Genomic DNA, 14,243 nt, shown 5'->3' on the forward strand with positions numbered 1-14,243 from the left:
GGCTACGATGATTAACTGATGTAACCGATCAGATCGTAACTTCCTGATTTAGTTCCATCGAATTACGCAACAAAGCCTGGTAGCGACGCCAACAATAAGTTTGTTGATGACGTTTTGGATCTCGATGTAAAAATTAAACAAGCCATGAATGTGGATGTACCCGAAGATCTCGCAGATAAGATTTTATTTAGCCAGACGTCGAGTGCACTTGATGAAGAGAAGGTCGTAAGACCAAACTTTGTCCGCAAAGCAATGGCACTTGCCGCTTCTATTGCGTTCACCGCAGGATTATTCGTTGGTCAAGTAAACTGGGGAAATGTTTTGGTGTCTCCAGCACAAGCCAGTTTAGCGGATACCGCGATGAAACACGTTATTCATGAAGAACCGTTTGTTCGTCATCTTGATGAGGATGTACCGAGCTCGCAAATTAATGCGAAAATGTCGCCATTTCATTACCAGTTTAGTGAAAACTTTCCATATCACGTTTACTACCTAAACCACTGCGGTTTTGGCGAATCCAATGCGGTACATATGGTGTTCCAAGGTCCAAAAGGTAAAGTAACGTTATTTATTACTGGTATTCCAAGCGAACAAAGTACCGACTTTAGTAAGGATGGCATGACCGGAATCGTTCAGCCCGTCGGGAGTTCAAGCCTAATTTTAGTCGGGGAAGAAGGTGAAAATATTGATGCGATCGCTACGACTCTTGCATCAATGATTAAGCCGATGTAACAACTTCGACGATTTCCAGCCTTCAAAAGGTTAAATGCCGCTAAATGATCTTATTTAGCGGCATTTTTGTATAAATAGAACACAAAACATTCACCACCTCTATTGCATTTAGAGCTTAAACTCTAAATTATGCATTTTAAGTGCAATTTCCCGTCTTTTAGACATCATTTCTGCAATTTTTATTCAATTTTATCCAATGGTCGGATTTGTCCAAGCAACTATTGATACTACTATCTGCGCCACTGAGCAAAAGCTCAATTTATCGTCCAAAGAGACGAATCTAATAAGGAAAAACAAATGACTCAGAACACGCGTCTGTTTAAAAAGACTCTCCTAGCAGTAACGGTAGCTTTTGCCTCAGGTCAATCGATGGCAGCGGGTTTCCAAATCAACGCTCAATCAGCAACTGGCATCGGCCGTGCATTTGCTGGTGATGCAGTAATCGCAGATAACGCCGCGGTAATGGCTCGTAACCCAGCAGCAATGGCTCTATTTGATAAAATGGAACTTTCGTTAGGCTTCGAAAGCATTACTTCAATGATTGAAGTGAAAGATGCGAAATATAACGTTAATACTCCTTTGGGCTCCAGTACTGTAAATGTTGCTGATACTGATGATGTGGGTGATACGTCAATAGCTCCAAACATTCACCTAATCGTTCCAGTAAATGACAAGTTTGCATGGGGCGTAAACGCATACTCTAATTTCGGCACTAAAACTGAATTTTCAGATAACTACACCGCAACCGAGTACGGTGGTCTTACGGATGTAAAAAGCTTCAACTTTGGATTGGCGGGTTCTTACCGTTTAAACGAACAATGGAGCTTTGGTGCTGGTTTAGATTTAATCTACGGCCAAGGCACAATGAAGCGTACAACTAGCTCTTCAGTCCCAGGGGTTGGCGGTCAAAAAATTCTGGACGTAGATAAAGCTGATGGTTGGGCTGTTGGTTTTAACGTTGGTACTGTGTACGAACTAGATGAAAACAACCGTTTTGGTCTAGCGTATCGTTACAGCCCTGAATTTACGGCGAAAGACGACAAAGGTCAGGAAATCACGCTACCTCTACCAGATATGGCCGAATTTTCTGGTTTCCACAAAATCCAAGACACTAAGTTTGCTGTACACTACAGCATCCAATACATCGGTTGGAAAGATTTCGACCAAATTGATTTTGAGAACCTAAATCAGGGTTTACTTAAAGGTGGTTACTCGAAAGACTATCAATGGCAAGATGGCTGGCACTACGCAATTGGTGGTACTTACTACCTAAACAACAACTGGACACTTCGTGCTGGTTACATGTACGACACAAGCGCTCAAGATAAAGTAACGTCTATCTCGGTACCAGACTCAGATCGCCAGTGGTTCTCCACAGGTTTCTCTTACCATATTGATAATAGCTCAAACATCGATTTTGGCTTCACGTACTTGTTAGGTGAAGATGTAAAAGTTAATGAGAATACTCAATTAGCTCCTGGTCTTTCTACCGGTGTAACAGCAACAACTCATGCTGATGCAATTCTATTCGGCTTACAATACAGCCGTAGCTTCTAAACACTTCGCTGTTAGTTAGTAGAAAAATACTTTATATAAAAGGCTGGATTTCCAGCCTTTTTTCATATCTGCGATTTATTGCCCACTCAATTTGAGTGAACACGTGTATCTAAATCTCACAATTAGGACGCACAGCTGTTCGCTGAATTCCGTTTACAAGCCTTTCACAGTTAGATTATTAAACCGCACAAATAACATTTGAAAGGATAATATTCCAAATGACCACTTGCGCTGGATTTTCATTTCTAAAGTAAAAACTCTACCTTTAAACTTTCGTCCCACGTTATAAACAAATCAGCGAACATTCGAATGAAAACCAACAAGACTCTTCTATCAACAGCAGTGGCATTAAGCCTACTTGGCACAACGGGCATGGCTAACGCAGCAGGTTTCCAACTTGCTGAATATTCTGCGACAGGCCTAGGTCGAGCATATGCTGGTGAAGCTGCAATGGCTGACAACGCAAGTGCACAATGGCGTAACCCAGCAATGCTAACTTATTTGGAAGGCACTCAAGTGTCCGTTGGTGCAATCTATGTGAACCCAAATATTGATATTGAAGGTGATGTAAACTTCCACGGTAGCACTTCTTCTGCATCTTCAGATGACTTCGCACATGATGCAATCATTCCAAACTTCTACCTATCACACCAATATAATGAGAAATTCGCGATTGGTTTGGCATTTGGCACCAACTACGGCATGGAAACCGATTTAGGTAAAGGCTTTGGTGCCTCGCACTTCGGTAATGAAGCAAGCGTAACGACAATGGAAGCGAACTTAAACGCAGCTTACAAAGTCAATGAATCGATCAGCGTTGGTGGTGGTATCCGTTACATCATCGGCGAAGGCAGCTTTGGCGCAGCAGCTCCTAAGAATAACGTTGTAGGGTTAAATCCTGAAACTAATCAACCAATCAGTGTTCCTCAAGGTACCGCTCTAAAATACATGGAAGGTGACGATACCGCTTGGGGCTGGCAAGTTGGTACAGCATGGCAGATCAATGAAAATAACCGTATCGGATTCGCGTACAAATCTGAAGTTGAACTGAAGCTTGAAGGCCATGCTGAAGGTCTTGGTTTTGGCTTCGGTACTTCTGAACGCGACAACGGCTACATGTATCTAAACCTGCCTGCAACAGCTGAGTTGGCAAGCTTCCACCAAGTAACAGACCAACTTGCATTACACGCAAGCGTTAACTGGACGGATTGGAGCTCTTTCGAGAAATTGGAAGCACGTCTAGATACTGCTGGCACGCATATGGTTAAAGTAGAAAACTGGGAAGACAACTATCGCTTTGCTGTTGGTGCCACTTACCAGCTTGATCCTAAGCTAGCGCTACGCACTGGTATTGCATACGATACTTCAGCGGTAAGCGACAAAAACCGTACGATCACTATTCCAGAAACTGACCGCACTTGGCTAAGTATTGGCGCAACGTACGATTGGACGAAAGACTTCAGCCTAGACGCTGGCTTCACCTATATTTTTGCGAAAGACGCACCAATCGTTGAGTCTCGTGGTTACAAGTCAGACGACACTGCAGAACAAGTCGGTGGCCAATTTGTAGGCGAAACTACGGGTAATGTTTGGCTAATCGGTGTTCAAGCAAACTACCGTTTCTAACCAAGCTGCAAAATACAAAAAAGGCTTAGCATCAGCTAAGCCTTTTTTCATTTCTCTATTGTGAAGAACAACGCTTAAAAGTCTTCTAGATATTCATCTAAATACTCTTCTTCTTCGATGTTAACTTCTTCTACCGTTTCAACTTCTGCTTTAAAGTTTTGACGCTGGATATAAACATCGCGAGTTAGAATATATGGATCCGGCGACGAGTCTAGCTGCGCTTCTTGCGGTACTAATAAAGCACGCTTCTCCATTCCTTCAAACGCCCACTTTCCCAAACTCGCCCAGAAGTTGAGATAAGAGAGGGGTAAATACGTACTATCTACGGTATCTGTCACTTCACGTAAGGTATACGGACCATAACCTGGAACCATGAAGTAAGGACCATTTCCAACACCATAGTGGCCTACTGCATCACTGAACGCTTTCTCGTCGTACTTCGTAATACCCGCGGCACTTGCAATATCGAATAAACCGAAAATACCGAACGTCGAGTTAATCCAAAAACGGTTAAAGTGGTCCACGGCTTTCGTACCATTACCCATGATTAAGTTATTAACCATGCTTGCTGGCTCATCTAAGTTCGATAAGAAGTTAGCGATACCAGAACGAATAGGAACTGGCGTGTATTCTACATACGCAAGTGATACAGGACGAACCAAATACGGATCTAAATATTCGTAGTTGAGTTCCCACATGGTTCGGTTAAAGCCTTCCAACGGGTCATACACATCAGAAGTCGTTTGATTTGTTTCTTGTCCTGTTACTGCTTCATCAGGCGCACTTGAACAGCCAACCAGTCCAACGGCTAACAGCAACAAGAAGGTAGATTTACCCTTGTTATACATTTTATTTTCCATAACGACTATTAATGTACCTAAGTCACCCCGATTAACCATTGTACGTATGTTGAGCAGGATACATAGTAAAGATGACTCAGATATGGGAATAAATAAAGGCCAGCAATCGCTGGCCTTCGGTATTCTACTCGATCGTTTAGAGTCATACCACTAAAGGCAACTGACTCTACCTCGTTGTCATGTTTCAGAGACAGATGTTAACAATTAATACTGCTGATCAATGGTCACTTCTACTGGTGCGCCAAATTCAACGACGTCACTTTCTCCGTGCCAATCTTGATCACGCGTTGCTACGTTACCGTCAGAATCTACACGCACACGGACGATTAGCTTATCGAGTGAAGATAACTTTTGCCCTTGCATCATGGCATTGCCATCATCTAATACGACTGTGCGAGGGAAAGTACCTAGCGGATAACGAGCAGCAGCCACAGGCATTGGAGAGCCATCTGAACGATGTACTGACACAATCAGAACTGCGTTTGGATCCAACTGAGCATTTGGTGCCACATTAATTGTCACAGCTACACTCTTATCCGGTAAAACCGCTTCGCCCATTTGCTTACGAGCACTCTCAATACTGCGTGACAACATCTCGTAGCGACTATCTTCTGGACCAATCATTTGCTGCATGATTCCCCAGTACTTGATGGCTGCCGGGAAGTCTTGACGCTCAAACGCATCGAACGCTAACAAAGAAAACACACGCAGATCGACATAGTCTTGCTGCATCAGCTTGCCGAGTAATGAGCGAGCCGTCGCTTGATCCATTTCCTCTTGAGACAGCATCAGAGCTTGTGCATAACCCAACATCACATCAGGATCTTTTGGCTCTAGGCGGTACGATTTTTCCATCGCATCGATAGCTGTGGTGACATCACGATTTGCTAACGCAATACGACCTAGCAGTAACCAACCTGTCGAGTCTTCCGGCTGGTAATGTAAGCGAGTTCGAAGGGCAAGGGTCAAATCCGCCATTTCATCGTCACTCAGCGGCTCAGAAGAAGCCGACATCAGCTTTTTCGATAACTCAGGTAGATTTGCAGACACTTCTTGCCATTGAACAATATCGTCTGACGCGCCAAATTTATAATACAAACCATAGCTCAGCACCACCGTCAGAATTACCGATGGAACTAAAACCGCGATTGGAGAAACCTTAGTTTCTTTTTGCGCTTTATCACCAGGGATATCGTCAAGCAGTGATTGCTTTAGATCAGAAATCAGTTCGTCTTCACTTTCAACTAGACCTTCGTCAGTTTCTTCTGCAAGCTCAGATAGTCGGTCTTTATAAAATGCCTTGTTAAGCTCATCGCGTAACACATCATCATTGTTCGCTTTTTGTTTAAGCAGCGGCAAAGCCACCAGCGCACAAGCAATAAGCGTGAGAACAACGGTGGAAATCCAAAATAGTGTCATTACTTCTTATCTCCGTTGTTCTCTTCTTCAAGCAATGCTTTTAAACGAGCTTCTTTTTGCTCATCCCATTGCTCGTCACTGCTCGCTTTTGCCTTAACTTTAGATTTACGGCTACGCAGCACAATCAAACCAAAACCACCCAGTACTACAGCGAGTGGCCCTAGCCACAAAATCGCAGTCGCGACCGTAAATGGTGGGTTGTAAGTCACGAAGTTACCGTAACGGGCGATCATGTAATCAACAATCTCATCTTTGGACTTACCTTCTTTGGTCATTTCGTACACCTTATGGCGTAAGTCCTGAGCAAGTTCAGCGTTAGAATCCGAGATCGTGTTGTTCTGACATTTAGGGCAACGGAGCGTATGGCTTAACTCTTTGAACTGCTGTTCTTGTTCCAAATTATCAAACTCGTACACTTCAATGGCCGCATGAGCAGCAAGAGATAATGTCATCGCAGCAAAAACGGCAAGAATTAGCTTTCTCATTGCTTCGCCTCCTCAACCAATTTGTTGTAAAGCGGCTCCAGTGTTTCTGACCAATTACGTGGGTTTACATCCCCTACATGGCGATAGCGAATCACACCATTTGCATCAATAATGAATGTTTCTGGAGCACCATAAACGCCAAGGTCAAGGCCAAGCATACCACTGCCATCAAATAGGCTGATCAAGTACGGGTTGCCGAGATCATTCAGCCAACCTATTGCTTTATTACGATCATCTTTGTAATTCATACCGATGATCTTAACGCCCTTACCCGCCAATTCGTTTAGGTATTTATGCTCTGCATAACACGTTGGGCACCACGTTGCCCAAACGTTCAAGAGCAACGGTTCACCTTTAAAAATTGATTGGTCGTACTGTTTTCCAGGCTCAGCCAGGTCTTCTAAATGAAACTCAGGAACTGGCTTGCCAACCAAAACCGACTCCAATTTAGTTGGATCATCGCCCTCTTGGTTACGCATTAATTGGGTTGCGAAAATGCCCGCTAGAATCATGAAAGCGACAAGCGGAATAAATAAGATTTTCTTATTCATGTTATGCCTCCTGCTCTTTTGACTTCGCATTTTTCTTCGGCGATTTACGGAAGCGGTAGCGTTTATCAGAAATCGCTAGTGCGCCGCCTAATGCCATAATCAAAGAGCCAGCCCAAATCCAACGAACGAACGGTTTATAGTAAATACGAACAGCCCAAGATCGGTTGTCGTCTAAACGTTCACCCATTGCAATGTATAGGTCGCGGCTAATACCACGGTCAATGGCTGCTTCAGTCATCATAGACTTAGCCGTACGGTAGAAGCGCTTCTCTGCGTGAAGCGTATTCACGTATTTGCCATCATGTGTGATCTCAAAGTCTGCGATGTAGCCATCGTAGTTTGGACCATCTTTATCACGCAAGCCTGAGAAGTAGAAATCATAACCTTGAATTTGGAAGTGTTCGCCAGGTGCTAAACGTACATCTCGCTCGATGCTGTAGTTCTGTACCATCGCAATACCGATAACAGATACCGCCAGACCAACATGACCCAACATCATTGCCCAGTGGCTACGTTGCAGCTTGCGAACACCTTCACTAAAGCTATGACGGTGCGTTGCACGCTCGTACAATTCAAAGCCATGCATCGCAATAATCCAAATCGCCATCACCCAACCAATGTAAGCCATGGTTGAGAAGAAATCGGCAAACAGGTACACGCATAGCGCGGCCAAAGCGAAAGCAAGCACACCTGAAACGAGCATTGGTTTCACAAGTTTAGATAAACTGTCTCGCTTCCAGCGAATAAGAGGACCAATACCAAGCAGAAAAGCAAATGGCATCATTAACCACGCAAATAGCATGTCAAAGAATGGCGCACCGATAGAGACCGACCCCAAACCAAGCTGCTTGTGTACGAGCGGCAACAGTGTCCCCACTAACACCACAACAAGAGCGGCGATAAGTAATACATTGTTGGCTAAGAGCGCATTTTCACGTGAGACTAAGTCGAAGTTACCTCGTACACGCACTGCTGCCCCTTTTACGGCAAACAGCAATAAAGAGCCGCCGATAACGAAAACGAGGAAGCCTAGAATAAACATACCGCGCGACGGGTCAGACGCGAACGCGTGCACCGATACTAAAATACCGGAACGGACTAAGAAGGTGCCCAACAAACTCAACGAAAATGCAGAGATTGCCAATAGTACCGTCCACGCTTTAAATGTGCCGCGTTTTTCTGTCACGGCAAGAGAGTGCATTAATGCGGTACCCGCTAACCAAGGCATGAATGATGCGTTTTCTACTGGGTCCCAGAACCACCAGCCACCCCAGCCAAGTTCGTAGTAAGCCCACCAAGAACCTAGTGCGATACCAAGTGTTAAAAATACCCACGCTGCGGTTGTCCAAGGACGAGACCAACGAGCCCAAGCCGTATCAAGGCGTCCGGTCATTAGGGATGCGATCGCAAAAGAGAATGCAACCGAGAAACCAACATAGCCCATGTAAAGCATTGGCGGGTGAACAATCAAACCAGGATCTTGAAGCAGAGGGTTCAAGTCACGTCCGTCAACCGGGAAGAACGGTAACGTACGTAGGAATGGGTTTGACGTTAGGATGATAAACAGTAGGAAACCTACTGAGATCATGCCCATAACAGCAAGTACACGTGCAACCGACTCTTGCGGCATACCACGACTAAACGTCGCTACAGCGACAGTCCAAGCAGCTTGGATTAAAACCCATAGCAACAGTGAACCTTCGTGCGCACCCCATACTGCGGTTAAACGGTAGTACCAAGGAAGCTGACTATTCGAGTTGCTCGCTACATACTGTAACGTGAAGTCGTTGGTATAGAATCCCCAACATAAAATGGCGAAAGAGAACAACAGCATCAGGAACATAGACCAAGATAGCGGTCGCGCTGTGTTCATGAGCATGGTGTTATTATTCGATGCTCCCCACAATGGCAATACGCTCAACAGCACAGCCATTGCAAGCGAAAGAATGAGAGCAAAGTGACCGATTTCAGCAATCATTGGCCGCTTCCTTGTTTCTGTTCGGTGCTGTATTGAAGCGGTTCATGCGTTTTCTTCATCGCTTCTGCAATTTCTGGTGGCATGTATTCTTCATCGTGCTTCGCTAGGACCTCAAATGCCTCAACTGTCGTGGCATCTTTCAGTACACCTTGAGCAACAATACCCTGCCCTTCGCGGAACAAGTCAGGAAGAATACCGTCATAGGTAATCGTCACTTTCGGACCGACATCGTGCAGGTCAAAACTCACTTTCAAAGAATTAGGATCTCGACGAACTGAGCCCACAACCACCATTCCACCGATACGCAGACGCTGGCCTACTTCTGGCTTGGTGCCATCTGGCTTACCATTAACCAATTCCGTTGGAGTGTAGAAAAGGTCCATATTTTGGTTAAGCGCATAAAGTATCAAACCAATGGTGGCACTAATACCGATAAAGATCGCTAGTACAATACCTAGCCTCTTTTTACGTCTCGGGTTCATAAGGTGTTCTCCATGTTCTTCGCTGCGTCGATACGAGCTTGACGGTCAATTTTTGCTTTCACTTCTTTCAATAATGCATCACCGCGGCGAAGGCTAGTGATCAGAAGAATCAGCATGGATAAGAAAGTAATACCAAACGCACTCCATACGTATGATGCGTAGCCACCCATGGCAAAAAAGTCGCTCAGAGATTCAAAATGCATAATCAGTTACCTCACTGAGTTTGTTCTGTTGCGAGTTTGCGCACCCAGGGGCGGTGACTTTCTTTACTGATGATTTCGTTACGAAAACGGACCATCGTCACGGCACCAAAGAAGAACGCAAAGCCAAAGATGTTCAGCAATAACGGCCAAAGCATGTCGGATGAAATAGAAGGTTGCTCAAATTTCGTGATCGTCGCACCTTGATGAAGCGTGTTCCACCATTCCACGGAAAAGTGAATTATAGGTAGGTTTACTACGCCTACGATCGCTAAAATACCAGCAGCTTTTGCTGCGGTTTTTTGATCGTCAAACGCATGGTAAAGCGCAATCACACCAAGGTAGAGAAATAGAAGAATCAATTCAGATGTAAGACGGGCATCCCATACCCACCAAGTGCCCCACATAGGCTTGCCCCAAACAGCACCTGTAAGTAGAGCAATAAAAGTAAATACTGCACCAATCGGAGCCATCGCAAGTGCCGCCATATCAGATAGGCGAACTTGCCATACTAGGCCAATAAATGCAGCGATCGCCATCGACATATAAACGCCCATAGACCAAATAGCTGATGGGACATGAATGTAGATGATTCGGAAACTGTCACCTTGTTGGTAATCTGAAGGCGCAAATGCAAGCCCCCAAACCGTACCAACCGATAAGCATACGAGGGCCAATACAGAAAACCAAGGCAGAAACTTACCACTCAAACGATAAGCTGCTTCTGGCTTGGCATAAGGATGTAGCCATTTCCACATGTTTTGTTCTCACTCTTACTTCAGGGACACTGTCTAAAGGGTTGAGACCGTAGCAGTGCTTTAATAATAATTCTTTGATCAAGCGCCGCTTCATTGGCACTTTATTGAGTTAGTTAACACTAACTCGCAATGCGGCACTGATGGCAAAAGGCGTTAATGTCATCGCCCCAATTAGCATCGCACCTAAAATCGCTAGTTGACCGTTATACGCCATACCGAGTGCGGCAGCATCAATTGCCGATGTTGCGAAAATCAAAATTGGGATGTAGAGCGGAAGAATAAGCAAACTCAAAAGAACGCCACCCTTTTGCAACCCAACAGTCAACGCCACACCAATGGCGCCAATAAAACTTAGTGTTGGTGTACCGATCATCAAGGTTAATACAACCGATAGCCAAGTATTGAAGTCGAGCGAAAGTAAAACCGCCAATAATGGGCTAATTAAAATCAGAGGTAACCCTGTTAACAACCAATGTGCTATGACCTTTGAAACCACTACAAGTTGCAATGGAATCGGCATTAGCATCATTTGTTCTAGTGCACCGTCTTGAAAATCATCACGAAATAGACGCTCTAATGATAATAAGGCGGACAGCAATGCGGCAACCCAAACGATGCCCGCTGCAATACGTGCTAACAAATTAGGTTCTGGTCCAATACTCAGAGGAAAGAGAGTAATGACAATAATAAAGAACCACAACGGGTTCAGAATGTCTGCCTGACGGCGAAATGCGATTAGGAGCTCACGACGAATGATGGTGGTCATCGAGGAAATCATATCAGTCACCCAGCTTTATTTTTCTAAGTTTCGGGCTGTCCGCAAACATATCTTGATGCGTCGTCAACACAACAATACCGCCATTATCAGCATGACTTGCGAACAAAGATTCAAGCACCTTGACGCCTTGCTTATCAATGGCAGTCAACGGCTCATCTAAAATCCATAAAATTTGCTTACTGAGCCATAACCTTGCCAATGCGACTCGTCGTTGCTGACCTGCGGAAAGCTGTGCTACAGGCACATCTTCTCGACCAGCTAATCCTACTTGAGTTAAAGCGATGAAGATTTCTTCGTCTGAAGAGCGATTATTTTGAATAGATTGATAAAAACGTAAGTTTTCTAATGCGGTAAGCTCTCGTTTCACTCCTGTTTGATGTCCTAAGAAAAGCAGATCTTGATGGAAAACATCACGAGATTTTTCAACCTCTTCGCCTTTCCATTTAATGACACCTTCTTCTCTATCACCTAACCCTGTCACAATCCGTAGCAATGTAGTTTTACCAGTACCATTACGCCCTTCGATCTGGACCAATTCACCAGGCTTAATTTCAAACTGCAGGTTTTCAAACAGAACCCTTTCATCACGGATTGCTGTCAGGTTAGACACTTCTAACATAGAGCTTCAACTAAAAAATGAACGAGCCGATATATTAGCACAGCTTAGTTATGACAAAACAGGATAAGAGGGCTAGGTTACATGTAAGTTCATGTATTTTTGTTAATTAATCATCACACTTTAATAAAATTAACTATAAGTAGTTATAAGCGCTCATTTTGAATTTGAGAGGCCAGAGCTAAGAGCAAGATCGACTGAAGGTTATCTAGGGTTGTATTTAAGAAGAGCATTAGCGGCTAAAAACAAAAAAAGAGGCGTAATAACGCCTCTTTTTTATCGCTTGATAACCTTTAGCGTCGACGACGTCCACGCGTTGGATATTCTGCGTCATCTGATGGCTGACCACTTAATGGTGGAATCTTCTCTTTCCCCGCCAGTTTCTTCTGCAGTGAAAGCATCAACTCAGCTTCGGCTTTTGGTAGTTCGCACTCTTCAATCAGCTCGTTGATATCAGCGCCAAGCTGTACCATTTTAGAAGCGCGACTGTACAAGCGGCCATCAGTATCAGCGTGTTCGAGTTCGCGAATTCTCTCGTTTAAGTGCTGAATAATGTCCTGTTGCTCCGTCACTTTTTGCCCAAGACCAACAACAACCGAGCGCACTTCGAGTAACTGCTTACTCAACTTTTGCACTTCTTTATCTGCGTGTCGAGATTGAGCTCGTTGTTGATCTAACTGCTTTTGTAACCCCGAGCGAATCCGCAGTTGCAAAACAACCAATACCAACACGATAAAAGCAACGCCACCCGCAAGGAATGGGGCAGATAAAAGAGTCTCTTCAGCCATCATCATTCAGCCATTAAAGGTGAGCCATCTCGTCCCACTCGTCATCTGTTAGCAGCTTGTTCAAATCCACAAGGATAAGAAGCTTGCCGTCACGGTTGCTCACACCCTGGATGAACTTCGCACTCTCGTCGGTACCAACTGAAGGCGTCGTATCAATTTCAGAAGAACGCAGATAAACGACTTCTGCCACGCTATCTACTAAGATACCAATCACTTGACGCTCAGACTCGATCACAATAATACGAGTGTTGTCGGTGACTTCGCCTTCCATCAGGCCAAAACGTGAACGTGTATCGATAACAGTAACTACATTACCGCGTAGGTTGATGATACCAAGTACATAATCTGGTGCACCTGGAACAGGGGCAATTTCAGTATAACGAAGTACTTCACGAACTTGCATTACGTTGATGCCGTACGTTTCTTCTTCTAGCTGGAACGTCACCCACTGAAGAACTTCGTCATTCGATGCATCTTTCTTCACTTCTACTTCAAAAGCTTGAGACATAGTTAATCCTCGTTAATGTCGTTCCCGACTTAAATCTAATTCAGTGATTTGACATCTAAACCGGCGTTTAGCATGTCAATGAGCGCCTGGACATGAATTAAGGCACACATTTTTTCTTTTACCATGCCCGCTAGCCAAGGGCGTTTACCCGCCTGCTCACGCCAGCGAACCTTGTCGATATTAAGCGTTTCAGTCCCCATTAATTGGTTACTGGCCAACCCCCACATGCTCTCACCAAGCATGACGACATATTGGTAGTTATCTTTATAGCTATCATCACGAAGCTTATCTGCCATCACCCATTTCGCGGTATCGACGACATCAAACTGTTGCTCGCGATTTGTTTGTAGCCCCAAATACCAGGCGGGTTTTCCTATCAAATGGTTAAGCTCGCTAATGCGATGAATACCACCTAACTCATCAAGAGGTACAGCAAACGTGACACCATTCACATCAAAGTAAAGAACTTGGAAGTCCTCACTTCGCTTCGTACTCTCCCAGGCCGTTGGTATATCGGAATCTGCTTGTGTTTCGAGTTCAGTATCGACGTTCGATTCTATATTGATACTTTGTTCGATCACTGCGTGAGGTTCATCCACCTCTGGTTGAGCTTCCTCAAAAACTGGCTCATCAATCACCCAGTCCTGTATTTCCTCAACACCCTGAAGCTCAGGCACCTCACTAAAGGTTTGTACCTCAGGCTCAGCCGCTTTTATCTCTGCTGCAATATCAATCGTATTTTGTTCAAGAATACTATCAATATCCAACTCAGCCACTGGGTTGCTTGCTTCAAGCTGACTTAATAGCCTTTGAACATCTTCCAGGTTTGGAGCTTCCAACTCTGGCGGATATGTTTCTTGAAACTGGTACGTTTCTGGCTCCGAGTATTGTAGCTGCAATTCTGG

Annotated in this window: 15 protein-coding genes and 1 pseudogene; 3 read left to right on the top strand and 13 right to left on the bottom strand. The window is 44.5% G+C overall.

What is annotated here, in order from left to right:
• Positions 1–81: 81 nt before the first annotated feature.
• From R7Z77_RS18370 to R7Z77_RS18380, 3 genes and pseudogenes are all read left to right on the top strand, one after another.
• A pseudogene (locus tag R7Z77_RS18370) lies at positions 82–732 on the top strand (DUF3379 domain-containing protein); the annotation flags it as partial.
• A gap of 297 nt (positions 733–1,029) precedes the next feature.
• The gene (locus R7Z77_RS18375) at positions 1,030–2,289 is read left to right on the top strand and encodes an outer membrane protein transport protein (RefSeq protein WP_064354222.1); all 1,260 of its coding nucleotides are present in this window, start codon (positions 1,030–1,032) and stop codon (positions 2,287–2,289) included.
• Positions 2,290–2,598: 309 nt separating this feature from the next.
• The gene (locus R7Z77_RS18380) at positions 2,599–3,915 is read left to right on the top strand and encodes an outer membrane protein transport protein (RefSeq protein WP_047104363.1); all 1,317 of its coding nucleotides are present in this window, start codon (positions 2,599–2,601) and stop codon (positions 3,913–3,915) included.
• A 74-nt stretch (positions 3,916–3,989) separates the two neighbouring features.
• On the opposite strand, the gene R7Z77_RS18385 is transcribed toward R7Z77_RS18380, so the two are convergent.
• The 13 genes from R7Z77_RS18385 to R7Z77_RS18445 all read right to left on the bottom strand — a co-directional run.
• Positions 3,990–4,763 carry a VacJ family lipoprotein gene (locus R7Z77_RS18385; RefSeq protein WP_005380523.1) on the bottom strand — a complete coding sequence of 258 codons (774 nt, stop codon included), beginning with the start codon at positions 4,761–4,763 and terminating at the stop codon, positions 3,990–3,992.
• Positions 4,764–4,979: 216 nt separating this feature from the next.
• Complete coding sequence (gene ccmI, locus R7Z77_RS18390; protein WP_064354223.1) at positions 4,980–6,194, bottom strand: c-type cytochrome biogenesis protein CcmI; 1,215 nt, start codon at positions 6,192–6,194, stop codon at positions 4,980–4,982.
• The gene (locus R7Z77_RS18395) at positions 6,194–6,679 is read right to left on the bottom strand and encodes a cytochrome c-type biogenesis protein (protein ID WP_005380519.1); all 486 of its coding nucleotides are present in this window, start codon (positions 6,677–6,679) and stop codon (positions 6,194–6,196) included. The genes ccmI and R7Z77_RS18395 overlap by 1 nt, the downstream gene beginning before the upstream one ends.
• Positions 6,676–7,230 (bottom strand): DsbE family thiol:disulfide interchange protein, encoded by a 555-nt coding sequence (locus tag R7Z77_RS18400; RefSeq protein ID WP_005380518.1) that lies wholly within the window; start codon positions 7,228–7,230, stop codon positions 6,676–6,678. The genes R7Z77_RS18395 and R7Z77_RS18400 overlap by 4 nt, the downstream gene beginning before the upstream one ends.
• A 1-nt stretch (position 7,231) precedes the next feature.
• Positions 7,232–9,208, bottom strand: coding sequence for a heme lyase CcmF/NrfE family subunit (locus R7Z77_RS18405; RefSeq protein ID WP_021034009.1), 1,977 nt, complete (start codon positions 9,206–9,208; stop codon positions 7,232–7,234).
• The gene (gene ccmE / locus R7Z77_RS18410) at positions 9,205–9,690 is read right to left on the bottom strand and encodes a cytochrome c maturation protein CcmE (RefSeq protein WP_005380516.1); all 486 of its coding nucleotides are present in this window, start codon (positions 9,688–9,690) and stop codon (positions 9,205–9,207) included. The genes R7Z77_RS18405 and ccmE overlap by 4 nt, the downstream gene beginning before the upstream one ends.
• Complete coding sequence (ccmD, locus tag R7Z77_RS18415) at positions 9,687–9,893, bottom strand: heme exporter protein CcmD (protein WP_005380515.1); 207 nt, start codon at positions 9,891–9,893, stop codon at positions 9,687–9,689. The genes ccmE and ccmD overlap by 4 nt, the downstream gene beginning before the upstream one ends.
• A gap of 11 nt (positions 9,894–9,904) precedes the next feature.
• Positions 9,905–10,648, bottom strand: coding sequence for a heme ABC transporter permease (locus R7Z77_RS18420; RefSeq protein ID WP_005380513.1), 744 nt, complete (start codon positions 10,646–10,648; stop codon positions 9,905–9,907).
• Between the two features lie 109 nt (positions 10,649–10,757).
• Positions 10,758–11,426: a heme exporter protein CcmB gene (gene ccmB / locus R7Z77_RS18425; RefSeq protein ID WP_213968040.1), complete on the bottom strand. Its 669-nt coding sequence runs from the start codon at positions 11,424–11,426 to the stop codon at positions 10,758–10,760.
• A 1-nt stretch (position 11,427) separates the two neighbouring features.
• Positions 11,428–12,045 carry a cytochrome c biogenesis heme-transporting ATPase CcmA gene (gene ccmA, locus R7Z77_RS18430; RefSeq protein WP_005380511.1) on the bottom strand — a complete coding sequence of 206 codons (618 nt, stop codon included), beginning with the start codon at positions 12,043–12,045 and terminating at the stop codon, positions 11,428–11,430.
• 290 nt (positions 12,046–12,335) lie between these two features.
• Positions 12,336–12,830: a DUF2802 domain-containing protein gene (locus tag R7Z77_RS18435; RefSeq protein ID WP_031777229.1), complete on the bottom strand. Its 495-nt coding sequence runs from the start codon at positions 12,828–12,830 to the stop codon at positions 12,336–12,338.
• 13 nt (positions 12,831–12,843) lie between these two features.
• The gene (locus R7Z77_RS18440) at positions 12,844–13,338 is read right to left on the bottom strand and encodes a chemotaxis protein CheW (RefSeq protein ID WP_005380507.1); all 495 of its coding nucleotides are present in this window, start codon (positions 13,336–13,338) and stop codon (positions 12,844–12,846) included.
• 35 nt (positions 13,339–13,373) lie between these two features.
• The coding region (locus tag R7Z77_RS18445) for a chemotaxis protein CheW (RefSeq protein WP_225478236.1) at positions 13,374–14,243 on the bottom strand (870 nt) is incomplete at its 5' end.

The sequence above is a fragment of the Vibrio sp. 1401 genome (assembly GCF_033340295.1).